This is a genomic window from Roseitalea porphyridii, assembly GCF_004331955.1.
Lineage (GTDB): Bacteria > Pseudomonadota > Alphaproteobacteria > Rhizobiales > Rhizobiaceae > Roseitalea > Roseitalea porphyridii.
This window is the reverse complement of the sequence record NZ_CP036532.1, coordinates 1893459-1910243: the sequence shown is the minus strand read 5'-3', so window position 1 is coordinate 1910243 and position 16785 is coordinate 1893459. Positions and strand designations below refer to the sequence as shown.

The window sequence follows — 16785 nt, the reverse complement described above, 5'->3', positions numbered from 1 at the left end:
TTTCATTCGGCAGGCGTCGAGTTGATGACGCACTTATGAGGGTTTCCGCGCCGGCGAATCATCGAGGTCTGACTTCAGCTCTTCGATTTCCTGGCGGAGAGCTTCGTACTCTTCCATCTTTCGAGAAAGAAACGCACGGGTAAGGGTAGCCTTTCGGAGCATACCCCGTGGAGTGAGAATATACGCGTACCGCCGCTTGTCCTCGGCGGCAGTGAAGTTCCCAATCTTGACCAGCCCTTTTTCGATAAGGGCCTTGAGGACGTAATGCATCCCGCCAACACTGACTCCCACCGCATCCGCCAGTTCGCGCTGCGACATTTGCGGGTTGGAATCAAGCAGCCGGAGCACACGCAAATGCGTGTCTTGCCGAAATCTAGCGCGTTGGCTTGACATGGATGATCAAAGAGGTGGACAGGCTACCGCACAAGGGGTGCACAGGCTCCCCTTGTTTCCCATCCTGAATCCAGTCGATGAGTTCTTTCATCGTTCAATTTTGAGCGATATCAGATTGCTGTACGTGCTCACAAGCAGAAATATGCGCGGTCGCTTGCGGTCCGTTATCGGATTACCCTTGGAAGGGAGGCGCAGATCCCACGGAGTGCACTCGCCTTACGGCTGAACCATCCCTGCAGAGGGAGATGAAGAATGACACCATCGCGCTTCTCCGATGAGCAATTCATCGGCGTCCTGAAGGACCCTCCGGCCGGTGCGACGGCGGATTTGTGGGTCGAGCATCACCCTCCATAGTGTGTGTGGAGTGTGTGTGCCGATTTTGGCCTCAATATGATGCTAACGATGGTCTAAGTGATTGATTTTTTTGGTGAGCGCGCAGGGGCTCGAACCCTGGACCTACTGATTAAAAGTTGTCGGAACGGCCCAAACGGGCGGTAACAGATGAGTGCGTCCACAGCCATTTACTGGTTGAAATCCTTATGTTTCCAGAAATTCGTTGCGCTTCGTTATAACACGGGGTAACGCTGAATAACGGCTCATTCTGTTACCCCTGTGTTACCCCGGAGGGCGGTTCACCGTTTCACTGACCATGGCGAAGGCGCTCACCGCAGTCTCGATTGACCGGCTCAAACCTACCGAAAAGCGGCAGGAGATTGCCGACGCTCGCCAGCCGGGCCTCTATCTGATCGTCCAGCCGAGCGGCAAGAAATCATGGGCGATCCGATATCGCCACCCCGAAACCTCAAAACCGGCCAAATTCACGATCGGCGCTTACCCCACGATCGAACTGGCCGACGCGCGTGAACAGGCGGCGCGTCTGCTGATCGACGTTGACCGGGGCATCGACCCGATGAAGGCCAAGCGCGAGGCGGCAGCCGAAGCGCAGCGCAAGGCCGATGAGGATAGCGATCTGGTCGAGAACGTCATTGACCGCTTCATCACGCGCTATGTGCTGATCCATACGCCACGCTCGGCCTACGACACACGGCGCATTTTCGACTACGAGATCAAGCCTGCCTGGAAGGGCCGGCGAATTCAGGACATCACGCGCCGGGACGTCAATGATCTGCTCGACGGCATCATGGAGGGCACGGCCGAGCACCGGACGCGCTCCAAAGGGCCGGCGCCATACATCGCGAACCGTGTCCTGTCTGCGCTCAGCCGGTTCGGCAATTGGTGCGTCGAACGCGGCATCATCGAAACGTCATTCGCCGCTGGCGTGAAGAAGCCGCACAAGGAGGCCAGCCGCGACCGTCGCCTCAGCGATGATGAGGTCCGGTGGCTATTGGCCGCGTGCGACGAGATTGGCGAGCCGTTCGGGCCGCTGGTCAAGCTCTTGCTGTTGACCGGGCAACGCCGCGATGAGGTCGGCAAGATGACATGGCCAGAAATCGACACAGAAGCCCGTGTGTGGACGCTGGCGGCCGATCGCATGAAGGGCGGGCGCGAGCATACCGTGCCGCTCAGCGAGCCAGTCCTGGCCATTCTGGGCGGCCTGACGCGCATCAAGTCACCGGCCGGCTACGTGTTCACCGTCACCGGTGAAACGGCTGTATCGGGCTTCTCAAAGGCGAAGCGGCGGCTTGATGAATTGATGCTTGCCCAAGCGCGCGAGGAAGCCGGCGACGAGCCGATCGAGTTTCAGCCTTGGCGGTATCACGATCTGCGCCGCACGGCGGCATCCGGCATGGCCGCGTTGCGCATCCAGCCGCATGTGGTCGAGGCTGTTCTAGGCCACCGCACTGGCGCTGTCAGCGGCGTCGCGCTGGTCTACAATCGACACAGCTACCACGACGAAAAGGCCGCCGCGCTCGACGCATGGGCGGGTTATGTTGATCGGCTGGTTTCAGGTGAAGCGGCTGGCTCAAAGGTGGTGGCATTGTCGAGGGCCTCGCAATGAGCGCGTCCATGATACTTGGTGTGCTGCGGAAGCATTTTCCGGATGCGGAGATCGACGACATCGAAGCCCTGATGGTGGAGCATTTTCTTGAAAGCACCGATCGCCTTTCCGTCGCTGATCCCGAGCGGCAGAAACGACTTGTGCGTCAATTCGAGAGTGGGCTCCGATCAGCACTTGCCGCCATCAACGATATGCATCCGAATGTAGGTTTGGCGCTGTGGAAGCAGTTCGGGGCAAACACGGACCAACGCCTTGCGGATGGCAAACTCGGTTGGCCTATCGCACACGACACGTTCGATGGTCGGAAGGGCCCCACCAGCCCTTCAGCGTTGCTAGAGGCCATGCTTTGGAGCCTAACGGGGCGAAGCACAGACCGTATCGCAACTGATGATCCGGTTTACCCAAGTGCGGTAAAGGCCGCGACCGACGAGGCCGCCAAACTGCGTGCGCCAAGCGGGAAGGCCACCGAAAGTAAAACTTGGGAGAAGATCACCTTCTATGAGGGTGCGCGCATTGCTTGGGAGCGCTACTCCGGCAACGCATTGGAACGGCACACCAAGGATTTCGTGGCTTTTCTCACCGACTTGGCCAACGCCAAGGGTGTTGACTGGGATGCTCAGGACATCATCAACAGCGCTCGGCGACGGGAGGCGCTAAAGTTGTCATAAGTTCACTCGTTTCGTTGGAGGTCTGACAAGACCAGCGGCTGCTCGCCAGCGAAAGTTGGCCCACGACAATGACGAGGGCTAACATGAACATCACCACACCAAAGCCGGCCGCCGACGATGTGTTCGTCCCGCGCCCGCAGGTCCGCAAGCGCTACGGCGTTAGCGATATGACCATTCACAGATGGCTGCGCGACGAGCGCATGGGCTTCCCCCGGCCGATCAAAATCCGGGGACGCTGCTATTTCCGCGAGTCCGAGCTGGTCGCATTCGAGCGCAGCCGCGTTGCCGAGCGCGGGGGCGCATCATGAAGCCCGACGACGCGCGCGAGATACGCGACAGCATCGGCCTGGCGCTGGAAATCCTGATCGCCGCGCTCGATCGGATCGAGGGCGACCCGGACCTCGAAACCGCCGATTTCCCCGATGACGAGCCGAACGGCGACGACGAACCGTGGCTGGGGCAGGGCGGGCACCATACCGACGCCGGATTGCAACACGATTTGGAAGATGACGCCTGCGACCGTGGCGAGCCGTCGCTCGGCTGGACCAACGCGCTCGACCAACGAGAGGCGTCAACCGAGGCGCCCGGATTTCATGCGCAGGATGCGGAGATCGACGTTCTCACCGAGCCGCACGACGCCGAAGGGCAAGACCATGTCGGCGGGGGGCAGGGGGCATGAGCAAGCGGGCCGGAAACAAGAAGCGACGCGGCACACGGTTTGTCATGCTTGAGGACTGGTTCTTGCGCACGGAGGCATGGCGCTCGCTGTCGCCCGTCGCTCGCGCCGCCTACGTCGAGTTTGCCGATCGGTTCAACGGCTCGAACAACGGACATCTTGCAATGGCCGTTCGCTCGCTTGCCGATGCGATCAACGTTGGCAAATCAACAGCCGAACGCGCCCTTGCCGAACTGCTCGAACGCGGGTTCATCGAGGTCACGCAAGCATCAAGCTTCAACGTCAAAACTCGGCTTGCGACGGAGTATCGTCTGACCGCGCATTTCTGCAATCGCACCAATCAGCCGGCATCTAAGCGGTTCCGCGAATGGACCGCGCAGAAAAAAACACAGTCCCGTCTCAGGGACCGAACAGTCCCGTCTCAGGGACCGTCACCTGAAAATCCCACCAAAATTCCCGCTCACAGTCCCGTCTCAGGGACCGAAACCCGGAGGTTCGGCACATGAACAGTCCCGTCTCAGGTACACATGTATATATCTGCCACGGAGGGGGTGGTCATGAGTGAAACGAACCTTCCCCTCTTCAACTGGCAGCCTGCACCCGCCGTCATCGCCTTCCCGGCAGATCGGTGGATCGGCAAGGCTCGCCACGTCGCCACCGTGTTCATGCGCCAACGCAACGACACGGCCCGCGAACGATACTGGCGCGACATCACCAGCCGAATGGTCAACCGACTGATCGACGCTGGCGTCAGCAGCGATGAGGCCAATCGGCAGATTGAATTGTTCTGCGAGGCCGTTCAGCGCGAGATCGACCGCCGCACGCCTCATGACCAAGAGGCCCGGCAATGACGCGCAACTCACGCAACCAGCGCAGCCCTGAGGCTGAGGCATACCGGAAGCTCTACAAGACCAAGCGATGGGCTGAGCTTCGGTGGTCGGTGCTCACGCGCGACGGCTTCACGTGCCAGCGCTGCGGCAAGCTGGAAGCCAAGACATCCAACCTCGTCGCCGACCACAAGAGCCCACACAAAGGCGACCTCGCCTTGTTCTGGGACGCGGGCAACATCGAGTGCCTATGCCGCGCCTGTCACACCGGACACAAGCAGAGCATCGAGCGAGGCGGACGCGGCCGGCCGATCTTTGGCACCGACGGCTGGCCGATCGACTAAGGGGGGCGTTCCGATCTTCATGACCGTTCGCCCACGGACCGGCGCGGAAGCTTTCTCACCATAAACCGCGGAAAAAAAGTTTCTCAGGAGTGAAAAATGGACGACTATCGAAACACTGGCGATAACACCGCCGACGAGAAGCTGCTGGCGCAGCACGACCGCAATGTGAAGATCGTGGCTGAAAGCGTGTTCGGCCTCGTTGAGAAGTTTGCTGCAAGCCAGGGCATGACGCCGATCGCAGTTTTCGAGGGTGCGGTCAAAGGCGGTGCGGCCGCGATGCAGGCCTACCAAGGCGACAGTCTGGACGATATTGCGAACGTGCTCGAACAGATGACGGACGCCATGCGTCGGGAAGCGCGCAAGGCCGAGGGCGGCGGGCATGTCCACTGACGACGCCACGGCTAAGCTCCGCGCCGACGCGGCTGACTTGCTCGAAGTTACGGCCCGGCTGTTCGAGGATGGCCGGTTCGCTTCAGCGGCGGCGATGCTTCGCGGCGAGCGCGCTGGCCGGCGTCCCGTCGATGACGCACGCCCGCTGGCCTATGCGGAACGCTTGTTGCGCACCGGTGTCGCGGGATCGGCTAATCGGGCGGCGGAAATGGCAGCAGCATACTTCGCCACTGAAAGCGGTTTCGAAGCAACGCGCGACCGTCTCCGGAAAAAACTTCGGACGAAACTAAATAACTCCGAGGACATGAGCGGACAAAGCACTTAGTTTGCGGCCAACGTTATTTGGAGGTAAACCCATGTCCGTCAACTTCGAAGAAATCAAAGCGCTGATCGAGGATCAGGGCGAAGCCTTTTCTGGATTCAAGTCCTCGATCGAGGGCGCCATTGAAGCCGAGCGCAAGGAGCGTGAAGCGCTTGAAATGCGCCTGAACCGCATTGGCGTCGCCGGTGGCGGTGAACCAAACGCCGGCAAGCTGGACGACGAGCGCAAGGCCGTCGCGGCGTTCATTCGCACGGGCGACGAAACCGAACTCAAGAACGTGATGACGGTCGGCTCTGACCCGGACGGCGGCTATACCGTTCTGCCGGCCCAGTCCCGCGTCATGACGCAGCGCCTTCACGACTTCTCGGCCCTTCGCCGGCTGGCGCGTGTCGAGGTGATCAACACCGGTGACAGCTTCGAGGAAATCGACGATCGCGACGAGCCGGACGCGGCCTGGGTTGGCGAGACGGCCACGCGGTCGAAGGGCTCGACGCCAACGCTCGGCAAGTTCAGCATCCCGCTTCATGAAATCTACGCCCTGCAAGCAATTTCGCAGCGCCTCATTGACGACTCCAATGTGAACCTGGGCCTGTGGATTGAGGGCAAGATCGCCGACAAGTTCGGCCGCACCGAAGCCGACGCGCTCATCTCCGGCGACGGCACGCTCAAGCCCAAAGGCCTACTCAGCTACGCCACGAACACAGATGGCGATTATTCCCGCGCGGCCGGCACGATCGAATATGTGCCCACGGGCGAGGCTGCGGCCTTCCCAACCGATGATCCTGGCGACGTATTGGTCAACCTGATGGTGGCGCTGCGGGCACCGTACCGCACCGGTGCGCGCTGGCTGATGAACAGCAACACCATGGCCACGGTCCGCAAGTTCAAGGACACGCAAGGCCAGTATCTGTGGCAGCCCGCCATGGCCGCTGGCCAGCCGGCGACCCTTCTCGGTTACCCCGTCGAGATCGACGAATACATGCCGGACGTTGGCGCGAACGAATACCCGATCGCCTTCGGCCGGTTCGATCTGGCCTATACGATCATCGAACGGCCCGGCATTCGCATGCTGCGCGATCCCTACACCGACAAGCCGAACGTGCTCTTCTACGCCTATCGCCGCATCGGTGGCGGGCTGGCGAACGACGACGCGGTGAAGCTTCTCAAGGTCGCCAGTTCCTAACGATGTCCCTCAGCCGGACACCAGGCGTGTCCATGGTGCCCGGCCAACTGGCGGCGGCGGCTTTCTCGGTGTCCGTCGCCGCCTTTTCCCAAGCATAGGGGGCCGGGCATGGCGACCGAAGTAGAACGCTTGATTGTGCGGCTCGAAGCCAGTCAGGCGAAATTCGATAAGCAATTGGCCAAGGCCAATCAGACGGCCAATCGACGCGCCCGCGCGATCGAGGGGCGGTTCGATCGCATGAACAAGCGGCTATCCGCCGGCTTCTCTCGGCTGGGTGGCGCATTCGCGGCGGCCTTCGCCAGTGCGGTCACAGTGCGCGGCGCTCAAGCGCTAATCGACAGCGCAACCCGTATCCAGAACGCCTTGCGGGTGGCCGGCCTTGAAGGCGAACAGCTTTCCAACGTCTATGGCCAACTATTCACCGCCGCGCAGCGGGCATCGGTGCCGATCGAGGATCTGGTCGAACTCTACAGCCGGGCGGCATTGCGGCAAAAGGAACTCGGCGTCACGTCGCAGGAGTTGATCACCTTCTCCGAAAACGTCGCCGTCGCGATCCGTGTGGCCGGGCAATCATCGCAAGAAGCTTCAGGCGCGCTGTTGCAGCTATCCCAGGCGCTCGGCTCCGGCATCGTGCGCGCCGAGGAATTCAACTCGATTCTGGACGGTGCGCCGACAATCCTTCAGGCCGTCGCCGCCGGCCTCGAAGAAGCGGGCGGATCGGTCGCCAAGCTTCGCCAGATGGTCAACGATGGTGAGATTTCATCGCAAGCCTTTTTCCGCGCCTTTGAGGCCGGCGCTGTCACGCTCGAAGAGAAGTTCGCTGCAACCGGCCGCACGGTCGGCGACGGGCTGACGAACATTCAGAATGCGCTCAAGGACGCGGCCGGCGAATTCAATCGGACCACGGACACCAGCGGCAAACTCGCGGCCGCGCTCAACGATCTGGCCGGCGGTATAGAGTATATGGGCGATGTCGCGGTGCGTGTCGCTGAGGGACCGCTTGGCACGTTCATCGGACGGCTGGGGCAGGCCAATGAACTGGCGCGGCAATTCCTCGCCCTGGTCGGCAAGGTATCGCTCAACGACGAGATATTCGGGGCGGTCGGTGGCTTCATCGCTCCGCAGGCCGATCCGGCCGCTGGCGTCGATCCTGCGCGGTTTGGCGGTGCTTTGCCCGTCAGGACGGCGGGGGGCAAGGCTGGCCGCCTGGGCGGTGCTGGCGTCAATCCAATCTCTGCGGCGGATTATCCCGTGTCGGGCGGCGCTCGCTCCGGTCGCGGCGGCGGCGGCAAGTCGCGCGCTCGGCGGACCAATGAGCTTGAACGCGAGATCGCGCAGCTTCGCGAGCGAACCGAAGTCATACGGGCCGAGACCCGCGCCCTGGCGGTGCTCAATCCGCTGTTGAACGACTATGGCGCAAGCGTTGAGAAGGCGCGGGCGGCCGTTGAACTGGAAACCGCCGCGCGCAAGGCCGGGCTGGCGATCACGCCCGAACTCAAAGCCCAGATCAACACGCTGGCCGGGGCCTATGCCAACGCCAGTGCTGAGGCCGAAAAGCTTGCCGAAAGCCAGGATCGCGCGCGCGAGGCGGCAGAGGACATGCGGGCGTTGGGCAAGGATGTGCTCGGCGGCTTCATCTCTGATTTGCGCAGCGGCAAGAGTGCGGCCGACGCGCTCGCCAGTGCCTTGGACAAGGTAATCGACCGGATGCTCGATTCCGCGCTCGACAGCCTGTTCAGCGGCGGCCTTGGCGTCGGTGCGCGCCCCGGCGGCATTCACGGAACAATCATGAACCTGAACCTTGGAGGGCAGCAATGAGCGCCTATTATCTGATCGTGCGCGAGGATCGCGTCGAAATGCTGACCGATGGCGCGGTCTACCGCGAGGACGGCACGCTGATCGACATTCAATGCAAATCGTTGCCGGTCGGCGATCTGCCGCTCGCTATCACCGGACGCGGCGAAATGGCCGCGCTGGAGGCCATGGAGGCGGCCTTGCGCGTGGTCGGGGCGTCAGGGTCGGTGGACCGCGTGATTGCCTATCTGCAAGCCATGCTGGGCGACGAGCGCCGGCGCGAACAGCTTGGCAGGTATGAGCACGAATTGATCCTGGCGGGCGTCTCAGACGCGGGCACGCCATTTGCGATGATGTACACGACGCACGCGGCATATGCCGACATGCACCCGTTCACGCTCTATGACATCGGGCCGGAATACGGCGGCGGCCCCGCCATCGACCCGGCAAAGCTGCCGTTCACGCCGGATGACTTCGTGGCGGCGGGCAATGACGCGATGCGCCGCTTTGGGGCCGACATCGTGGAAGCGATGCGCCGACAGAAAGCCCCGAATCCGGCCAAGCCCGATCTGCCCGAAATCTATGGCATCGGCGGGCACTGTGATCTGACCACCGTCACCGCCGATGGTGTCGAGATCGAGCGCCTGCGCACGTGGCCGGATCAGATAGGCGAGAAGATTGAGCCTGCGGTTGCCGTCTTGGTCAATTGATGGCTGCGCAGCGCGAAGCCGGGAGCGGCCATTGACGGCGTCGCCCACAATCCTCAGGTTCCGTTGGGTGGTCCTTACCTCACCCGTTGGACCGCTTGGGCTCGGCCTTGTGCGCCCCATGCAGGGGCCGGGCCCTTTCTTGGCCGGTCGCGAAGACGCGCAAGGTTTCGGCCCATTCCACACCCGCAAGAATCGGGGAGCCCTCGCTTCAGAAAGCCTTCAAGAAAACCAAACAGACTTGGAGCAGACAATCGAAGAACCGTGGAAGCTTTGGAGGGTGAGCCAAATGCTTGTGTGCGGCATACTGATATTTGCTGCGATGTTGATCTGGGCTGTGAGCGCTGATCCGGAAGGGGGATCAGATTAGACCTGTGCCGATGGCGTCGAAGGCGGATACTGGTGAACCCGGCCCAATTGGATTAGCGGGGGGAGGCCCTTAGTGACATCAGAGATCACGCCGACTGTCGAACCCAAATTCTATGGCATAGTTCTCACTCGATCTGCTAAGTTCGCCTGAAAGTTGGGAGGCCGCATGAACGTTTTTATCAGTCATTCTTGGGCGTATTCCGGCCATTACGATCGGCTCGCAGAATGGATCTTTGACGAGCAGTGGTCCGTAGATGGTCAGCCGTTACAATTCTTTAACACGTCAGTGCCGCGCGATGACCCGATCCACTTCGCACCCAACGACGCAACCCTCCAAGCGGCGATATACGAGAGGCTTATAATCAGTCACGTGGTAGTCATCCCGACCGGCATGTATGCGAGCCACAGTAAATGGATCAAAAAAGAGATCGCCGGTGCGACACTGCTAAGTAGACCCATTGTTGCGGTCGACCCTTGGGGGCAAAAACGCTCGTCTTCTGTTGTGGTAGAAGCAGCCCGTGAGTCGGTTGGTTGGAAAAAGGAATCTATCATCAATGCCGTCTGGCGGCTTGGCAACGAGAGCAAATAGTGTTGCCGAGCGATCCGGAAAGAGACCTTGAGGCTAAGAGCCTTCTCGAGATCTACAAGATGCTTGTGGAGATGGCCGACCGCGTGAGTCAACGGCGCCAATCTGCGAATTCATTTTATCTCACTGTCAACACCGCAATCATTGGGGGTGCGGCCTACCTGTCCCAGTCAGACTTCGGTTCTCTAGACACGGTCGCCGTTTCCATTGCCGGATTGGCCGTTTGTTTTCTGTGGAGACGCGCAGTGACAAGCTACAAGTCTCTGAATGATGCAAAATTCGAGGTCATCACCGCGCTGGAAGCGCGCTTGCCTGCTAGCCCCTATGCGGACGAATGGAAAATCCTCGATGTTGATGGTGATGGGAACAAGCACAGGCCCTTCCACGCCACCGAGATCCTTGTCCCCTTTGTTTTTGCGTTTGTGCATGGGGCGCAGCTCCTTGCCGAGATACCTTGGGGATTGCTCTGCACCAATCTGACGCAGTCGCTTCAACTTAGCTGACTCGCCGCCACTGCCTTTGTTACCCCTCGCGTTACCCCGACAATGGGCAAACAGACCGGGAGACACCAGAAACGCTCTAAAGGTTTGATTTTTGTTGGTGAGCGCGCAGGGGCTCGAACCCTGGACCTACTGATTAAAAGTCAGTTGCTCTACCAGCTGAGCTACGCGCTCCCGACAAGGGAAACCGCGCCAGATGCTGTCCGGCGCGGTCGTTGGGTGCATACGCAAACCGGCCGATCCGGTCAACCGCATTTGCAGGCCCAATGCGTCGCCCAACGCTCGTTGCCGATCAGTGCGTGGCCCCGATATCCATGGCGGTCTTCCCGACCTCGTGGGGGCAAGTGAGCGCGGTGACCGCCTCGGCGGCATGAGGCCGCCTGCCGACGAGGCACAAGGTCGCGCACGAGTGTGATTGGCAAGTGACGGAATGCGTGTCTATTTTCGCCCCAAGGGTGTTGCGCGCGGCAAGCATTGCGGGCATGGCGGGCCGCGCCCCATGGCCTGCGCGGCCGCTGTTGCTGGCCTTCGGCGCAGTTCCCATCGCGTTCAATCACGGGACCGGCATGGACCTCGAAATCACCTATCTGAGTGCGTTCCTCGCCGGCATGATCTCGTTCATCACGCCGTGCGTCTTGCCGCTCGTGCCGCCCTATCTTTGCTACATGGCGGGCGTCTCGATGGACGATTTTCGCCACAATGGCGGTTCGGCGGCGATCGAGCCTGACGCCACGCCAGGTCCATCCGGTGCGGCCACGGCGCGGTTTTCCGCCGTGCGCCTGCCGCTGATGACGGCGGCGCTGGCCTTCGTCGCCGGTTTCTCCACCGTGTTCGTGGCGCTCGGGGCGGGCGCGTCGACGATCGGCGGCCTGCTGAGGGCCTATCAGACCGAGCTCGCCATGGCCGCCGGCGTGGTGATCATCATCATGGGCCTGAATTTCCTCGGCGTCTTCCGGCTGTCGTTCCTGTCGCGCGAGGCGCGCTTCCAGAGCCGGGGCGTGCCGGCCAACCCGGCCGCCGCCTATGTGATGGGCCTTGCCTTCGCGTTCGGCTGGACCCCGTGCATCGGCCCTGTCCTCGGGCCGATCCTGACGCTCGCCGGCGCGCAGGACAGCGTCGGGCAGGGGGCCAGCCTGCTGGCCGTCTATTCGGCCGGGCTCGGCGTGCCGTTCATTCTGGCTGCCATGTTCTCGGGCCGCTTCATGCAGTTCCTGACGCGGTTCCGGACCCATCTGGGCGCGGTCGAGAAGACGATCGGCGTGCTGCTGGTGCTGGCGGGCGTTCTGTTCCTGACCGGTGGCATGCAGGCGATGGCCTTCTGGCTTCTCGAGCAGTTCCCGGCGCTCGGGCGTCTCGGCTAGCGCCGGAGCCGTTCGACAAGCGCGGCCGGGAAGGTCGCCGCCGCGATCCCGGTCAGCACCAGCACGATGCCGATGCCGTGGAAGGCGGCCAGCCGCTCTCCGAGGAAGATCACCGCCAGCATCACGCCGAACGGTGTCATCAGATACATGAACAGGCCGGCGATCGACGCGCCGAGCGCCCGAACGCCGTACTGGAAGCCCGAAAAGGCCAGAAGGGACGAGATGGCGACGATGCCGGCGGTCGCCCACCACGCCTCGGCCGTCGCCGGAAGACCGTCGCCCCGCGCCAGGTCGACAGCCGCCAGCGGCAGGTTCGCGAGCGCGCCGAAGGCGGCGACCAGCGCGAACAGGCTCAGATTGTCGAGCCGGCCGAGCCCGTCCGTGCGGTAGAGGATCGAATAGCCCGCCCAGGCAAGCGCCGCCAGCGCGATGAGCAGGTCGCCCGGATTGAAGGACAGGCCGATCAGCGTCGCCAGATCGCCGCGCAGCACGATCCAGGCGACCCCGGTAAAGGCGAGCACCGTGCCCAGCGCCTCGCGAGGGGCGATGCGCCGGCCCTTGAAGGCCCGTTCGAGCAGGATGATCAACACCGGCGAGACCGAGTAGATCAACGTGGCGTTCGTCGCGGTGGTGTGCGTCAGTCCCAGATAGACGCCGCCGCCGCAAATGCCCATGCCGAGCGCGCCCAGAGCAATCAGAAGCCGCCAGTGTTCGGCGAGCACGGCGGCGAGCATCGGACCCTTGCGCGCGATCGCAACCGGCAGGAGGATTGCGGCGACGGCCGACCAGCGCAGGAAGGCGAGCACGAAGGGCGCGGTCTCGCCCGCGACGAAGCGGCCGAAGATGATGTTGGTCGAAAAGAACAGCGGCGTCGCGATCATCACCGCATAGGGCAGGGCAAGCGAGGGCGATGCGGCGCGTTCGGGCATGCCGATCGCCTACCGGGCTTTGGATTGACCGGCAAGCGGCGTCTGGAAAAGCGACGCGGTTGCCGATAGAGCGGACGCGTCATTTGAAGACAATGGGGAATCGGCGATGGCGCGCTCCTGTCTGACCATCATCCTGGCCGCCGGGGCCGGCACGCGGATGAAATCGGCACTGCCCAAGGTGCTGCACCCGGTCGCCGGACTGCCGATGGTCGCGCACGTCACCGGCTGCGCGCGCGCCGCCGGAAGCGACGCGCTGGCGATCGTGGTCGGCCATGGCGCCGACCAGGTGCGCGAGACGCTGGGAGCCCTTGAAGGGCAGGCGCGTTTCTTCACCCAGCACGAACAGCTTGGCACGGCCAATGCGGTTTCCGCCGCGCTGCCGGCGATCGAGGAGAGCTTCGACGACGTGCTCGTCCTGTTCGGCGACACGCCGCTGGTGACGCCGGACACGCTCGGCGCGGCGCGGGCGGGTCTGGCGGAGGGCGCCGATCTGGTCGTCGTCGGCTTCCGGCCGGCCGATCCGCACGGCTATGGCCGGCTGATCGAAGAGGAGGGCCAGCTGGTCGCGATCCGCGAGCACAAGGATGCAACCGACGAGGAACGGGCGATCGGTTTCTGCAATGGCGGGCTGATGGCGTTCGCCGGCGCGCATCTGGCCGACCTTCTTGACGCCATTGGCAACGACAATGCCAAGGGCGAATACTATCTGACCGACGCGGTCCAGATCGCGCGCGAACGCGGGCTGACCGTGCGCGCCATCGAGGCGCCGGTCGAGGACGTGCTCGGCATCAACACGATGGCCGAACTGGCCGAGGCCGAGGCGATCTGGCAGGCGCGGCGGCAGCGGGAACTGATGCTGGGCGGCGTGACGATGGCCGCGCCCGAGACCGTTTTTCTCAGCCATGATACGCAGATCGCGCCCGGCGTGACGGTCGAGCCGAACGTCTGGTTCGGGCCGGGCGTGACGGTGGCATCGGGCGCGCGCATCCGCGCCTTTTCGCACATAGAAGGGGCGCAGATCGGCGCGGACGCCGAGATCGGCCCGTTCGCGCGGCTGCGCCCTGGCACGCGCCTTGGCGCGAAGACCAAGGTCGGCAATTTCGTCGAGACCAAGAATGCCGAGATCGCCGACGGCGCCAAGGTCAACCATCTGACCTATATGGGCGATGCGTCGGTGGGCGCCGGCGCCAATATCGGGGCAGGGACGATCACCTGCAATTATGACGGGTTTTCCAAACACCGCACGACGATCGGCGCGGGCGCCTTCATCGGCTCCAATTCCGCGCTCGTCGCGCCAGTCACGGTCGGCGCGAACGCCTATGTCGGCTCGGGCAGCGTGATCACCGAAAACGTACCCGAGGACGCGCTCGGCATCGGCCGCGCGCGGCAGGTCACCAAGGATGGCCTCGCCGCCCGGCTGCGGGCGAAGCTCGCCAAGGCGAAGGCAGCAAAGGGCTGACGGCGGCGGGTCCTCAAAAGCCGTGCGCCGCGCTCCTTCGTCACGTCATTCCGGACAGGCGTAGCCTGATCCGGAATCCAGTGCGTCGATGGCTGAGGTCTCCGCTCTGGATTCCGGGTTCCGCTTCGCGGCCCCGGAATGACGGCCCTGCTGGTGATGTCGCCGGTCGACTCTCAGCCTGCGCTCAGAAGGCGCACGGCGGCGTCGCGTTCGAACAGGTAGAGCAGCGTGCGCAGCGCCTTGCCCCTTTTGCCTTGAAGCTCGGGATCGGTTTCGAGGATCAGCCGCGCGTCCGAGCGCGCGACGGGCAGAAGGTCCGCATGGGCCTCCATGCGCGCCAGCGTGAAGCCTGGCATGCCCGACTGGCGCGTGCCCAGAAGTTCGCCTTCGCCGCGCAGGCGCAGATCCTCCTCGGCGATGACGAACCCGTCCTCGGTGGCGCGCATCACGTCGAGCCGGGCGCGGGCGGTTTCGCCCAGCGGTTCGCCATAGAGCAGGATGCAGGACGAGGCTTCGGCGCCGCGCCCGACACGCCCGCGCAACTGGTGAAGCTGCGACAGGCCGAACCGCTCGGCATGCTCGATGATCATGATGGTCGCATCGGGCACGTCGACGCCCACCTCGATTACGGTGGTCGCCACCAGAATGCGCGTGTCGCCGGCCTTGAAGGCGGCCATTGCCGCGTCCTTGTCCGGGCCGGCCATTCGGCCGTGGACGAGGCCGACCGCATCGCCGAAGGATTTCACCAGATCGGCATGGCGCGCCTCGGCCGACATGACCGGCACGTCCTCGCTTTCCTCGACCAGCGGGCAGATCCAGTAGATCTTGCGTCCCTCGTCGAGCGCGGCGCGGACCCGGCCGAGCAGATCGTCCATGCGCGCGATCGGCATGACGACGGTCCGGATCGGCTTGCGGCCGGCGGGCTTTTCGTCGAGCCTGGAGACGTCCATGTCGCCATAGGCGGTCAGCACCAGCGTGCGCGGGATCGGCGTCGCCGTCATCACCAGCATGTCGACGGCCGCGCCCTTGGCCGACAGCATCAGCCGCTGGTGGACGCCGAACCGGTGCTGCTCGTCGATCACCGCAAGGCCGAGATCGGCGAATTCGACCCCTTCCTGAAAAAGGGCATGCGTGCCGATCAGGATGTCGATGTCGCCGGCCTTCAGCGCGTCGAGCACCTCGGCGCGGCGGGCGCCCTTGTCGCGGCCGGTGAGCAGGGCCACGCGCAGGCCGGCCTTTTCGGCCAGCGGACCGATGGTCGCCATGTGCTGGCGCGCCAGCACCTCGGTCGGCGCCATCAGCGCGCCCTGCGTGCCCGCCTCGACGGCGCGGGCGAGCGCCATCAGCGCGACGATCGTCTTGCCGGCGCCGACATCGCCCTGCAGCAGGCGCAGCATGCGCTCGGGCGCTTCCATGTCGGCGGCGATCTCGCCGAATGACCGGGTCTGCGCGCCCGTCAGCGCAAAGCCGAACGCGGCCTCGACCGCGTCGACCAGACGGCCGTCGCCGGTCAGCGCGCGGCCCGCCTTCCTTTTCATTCGGGCGCGCACCAGCGCCAGCGCCAATTGCCCGGCGAGCAGTTCGTCATAGGCGAGCCGGCGCCGGTTGGTCGTCTCGAGCGCGATATCGAGCGCCGATTGCGGATGATGGATCGCCTGCAGGGCGCCCTTCATTGTCGGCCAGCGCTCGCGGACAATGAGCGCCGGGTCGTCCCATTCGGGCAGGTCCGGCAGCCGTTCGAGCGTCTGCAGGATCGCCCGGCGCAGCACCTTGGCCGAAAGCCCGGCAGTCATCGGATAGACCGGCTCGATGGCGGGCAGGCTGTCCGCATCGTCCTCGCCGACGATGTGGTCGGGATGGACCATCGAGGCGCGGCCGTTGAACCATTCGACCTTGCCCGACACGAGCACCCGTTCGCCGACGGGCAGCGTGCGTTCAAGCCATGCGCCGTGGGCGCGGAAGAAGGTCAGCGCGATCTCGCCCGATTCGTCATGGCAGAAGACGCGGTAGGGCACACGCCGGTTGCCGCGCGGCGGTGCCTGATGCCGGTCGACATGCAGCGTCAGCGTGACGATCGTGCCAGGCACGGCGGCCATAATGGTCGGGCGGGCCGACCGGTCGATCACCGAATGGGGCAGGTGGAAGAGGAGCGCTGCGACGTGCGGAACGCCGCGCTCGCCGCTTCTGCCGAGGGCCTGGCCGATCTGCGCGGCCACGCGGTCGCCGACGCCTTCAAGCGTGGTGACCGGGGCGAACAGCGGATCGAGGATCGACGGGCGCATCGGCCGGTTATCTTTGCCGCCATCGCCAAGATCAA

Annotated in this window: 19 protein-coding genes and 1 tRNA gene; 16 read left to right on the top strand and 4 right to left on the bottom strand. The window is 63.7% G+C overall.

Annotated features, from left to right (window positions below):
* Positions 1-33 precede the first annotated feature (33 nt).
* A complete protein-coding gene (locus E0E05_RS09370) occupies positions 34-348 on the bottom strand; it encodes a MarR family EPS-associated transcriptional regulator (RefSeq protein WP_210215690.1) in 315 nt (104 codons plus the stop codon).
* Positions 349-1042: 694 nt separating this feature from the next.
* On the opposite strand from E0E05_RS09370, the gene E0E05_RS09365 reads away from it, so the two are divergent.
* The 14 genes from E0E05_RS09365 to E0E05_RS09300 all read left to right on the top strand — a co-directional run bounded on the left by E0E05_RS09365 (position 1043) and on the right by E0E05_RS09300 (position 10722).
* On the top strand, positions 1043-2353 hold the full coding sequence (locus E0E05_RS09365) for a tyrosine-type recombinase/integrase (RefSeq protein WP_131616467.1): 1311 nt from the start codon (positions 1043-1045) through the stop codon (positions 2351-2353).
* A gap of 8 nt (positions 2354-2361) precedes the next feature.
* Positions 2362-3021 (top strand): hypothetical protein, encoded by a 660-nt coding sequence (locus tag E0E05_RS09360; protein WP_131616466.1) that lies wholly within the window; start codon positions 2362-2364, stop codon positions 3019-3021.
* 83 nt (positions 3022-3104) lie between these two features.
* Positions 3105-3329 carry a helix-turn-helix transcriptional regulator gene (locus E0E05_RS09355; protein WP_131616465.1) on the top strand — a complete coding sequence of 75 codons (225 nt, stop codon included), beginning with the start codon at positions 3105-3107 and terminating at the stop codon, positions 3327-3329.
* Complete coding sequence (locus E0E05_RS09350; protein WP_131616464.1) at positions 3326-3700, top strand: hypothetical protein; 375 nt, start codon at positions 3326-3328, stop codon at positions 3698-3700. The genes E0E05_RS09355 and E0E05_RS09350 overlap by 4 nt, the downstream gene beginning before the upstream one ends.
* Positions 3697-4203, top strand: coding sequence for an aminotransferase-like domain-containing protein (locus tag E0E05_RS09345; RefSeq protein WP_131616463.1), 507 nt, complete (start codon positions 3697-3699; stop codon positions 4201-4203). The genes E0E05_RS09350 and E0E05_RS09345 overlap by 4 nt, the downstream gene beginning before the upstream one ends.
* Before the next feature lie 51 nt (positions 4204-4254).
* The gene (locus E0E05_RS09340) at positions 4255-4548 is read left to right on the top strand and encodes a DUF6074 family protein (protein WP_131616462.1); all 294 of its coding nucleotides are present in this window, start codon (positions 4255-4257) and stop codon (positions 4546-4548) included.
* The gene (locus tag E0E05_RS09335; protein ID WP_131616461.1) at positions 4545-4868 is read left to right on the top strand and encodes an HNH endonuclease; all 324 of its coding nucleotides are present in this window, start codon (positions 4545-4547) and stop codon (positions 4866-4868) included. Before E0E05_RS09340 ends, E0E05_RS09335 begins: the two co-directional genes overlap by 4 nt.
* Positions 4869-4964: 96 nt before the next feature.
* Positions 4965-5258, top strand: coding sequence for a hypothetical protein (locus E0E05_RS09330; protein ID WP_131616460.1), 294 nt, complete (start codon positions 4965-4967; stop codon positions 5256-5258).
* Positions 5248-5583, top strand: a complete 336-nt coding sequence (locus tag E0E05_RS09325) for a hypothetical protein (protein ID WP_131616459.1) — start codon at positions 5248-5250, stop codon at positions 5581-5583. Before E0E05_RS09330 ends, E0E05_RS09325 begins: the two co-directional genes overlap by 11 nt.
* Positions 5584-5614: 31 nt before the next feature.
* Positions 5615-6763 (top strand): phage major capsid protein, encoded by a 1149-nt coding sequence (locus E0E05_RS09320; RefSeq protein WP_131616458.1) that lies wholly within the window; start codon positions 5615-5617, stop codon positions 6761-6763.
* 108 nt (positions 6764-6871) lie between these two features.
* Positions 6872-8581: a tape measure protein gene (locus E0E05_RS09315; protein ID WP_131616457.1), complete on the top strand. Its 1710-nt coding sequence runs from the start codon at positions 6872-6874 to the stop codon at positions 8579-8581.
* Complete coding sequence (locus tag E0E05_RS09310; protein ID WP_131616456.1) at positions 8578-9267, top strand: hypothetical protein; 690 nt, start codon at positions 8578-8580, stop codon at positions 9265-9267. The genes E0E05_RS09315 and E0E05_RS09310 overlap by 4 nt, the downstream gene beginning before the upstream one ends.
* A 532-nt stretch (positions 9268-9799) precedes the next feature.
* Positions 9800-10222 (top strand): TIR domain-containing protein, encoded by a 423-nt coding sequence (locus E0E05_RS09305; RefSeq protein ID WP_131616455.1) that lies wholly within the window; start codon positions 9800-9802, stop codon positions 10220-10222.
* A complete protein-coding gene (locus tag E0E05_RS09300) occupies positions 10165-10722 on the top strand; it encodes a RipA family octameric membrane protein (protein WP_158629322.1) in 558 nt (185 codons plus the stop codon). Before E0E05_RS09305 ends, E0E05_RS09300 begins: the two co-directional genes overlap by 58 nt.
* Before the next feature lie 95 nt (positions 10723-10817).
* Here E0E05_RS09300 and E0E05_RS09295 read toward each other — a convergent pair.
* Positions 10818-10893, bottom strand: a tRNA-Lys gene (locus E0E05_RS09295).
* A 392-nt stretch (positions 10894-11285) separates the two neighbouring features.
* On the opposite strand from E0E05_RS09295, the gene E0E05_RS09290 reads away from it, so the two are divergent.
* Entirely contained in the window at positions 11286-12080 is a 795-nt protein-coding gene (locus tag E0E05_RS09290) for a cytochrome c biogenesis CcdA family protein (RefSeq protein ID WP_131616453.1), read from the top strand.
* Here the strand turns inward: E0E05_RS09290 and E0E05_RS09285 are convergent.
* On the bottom strand, positions 12077-13009 hold the full coding sequence (locus E0E05_RS09285; RefSeq protein ID WP_131616452.1) for a DMT family transporter: 933 nt from the start codon (positions 13007-13009) through the stop codon (positions 12077-12079). The two genes, E0E05_RS09290 and E0E05_RS09285, sit on opposite strands and share 4 nt — an antisense overlap.
* Before the next feature lie 106 nt (positions 13010-13115).
* On the opposite strand from E0E05_RS09285, the gene glmU reads away from it, so the two are divergent.
* Complete coding sequence (gene glmU / locus E0E05_RS09280; protein WP_131616451.1) at positions 13116-14468, top strand: bifunctional UDP-N-acetylglucosamine diphosphorylase/glucosamine-1-phosphate N-acetyltransferase GlmU; 1353 nt, start codon at positions 13116-13118, stop codon at positions 14466-14468.
* Positions 14469-14641: 173 nt separating this feature from the next.
* Here the strand turns inward: glmU and recG are convergent, their stop codons facing one another.
* Complete coding sequence (gene recG / locus E0E05_RS09275) at positions 14642-16750, bottom strand: ATP-dependent DNA helicase RecG (RefSeq protein ID WP_131616450.1); 2109 nt, start codon at positions 16748-16750, stop codon at positions 14642-14644.
* Positions 16751-16785 lie beyond the last annotated feature (35 nt).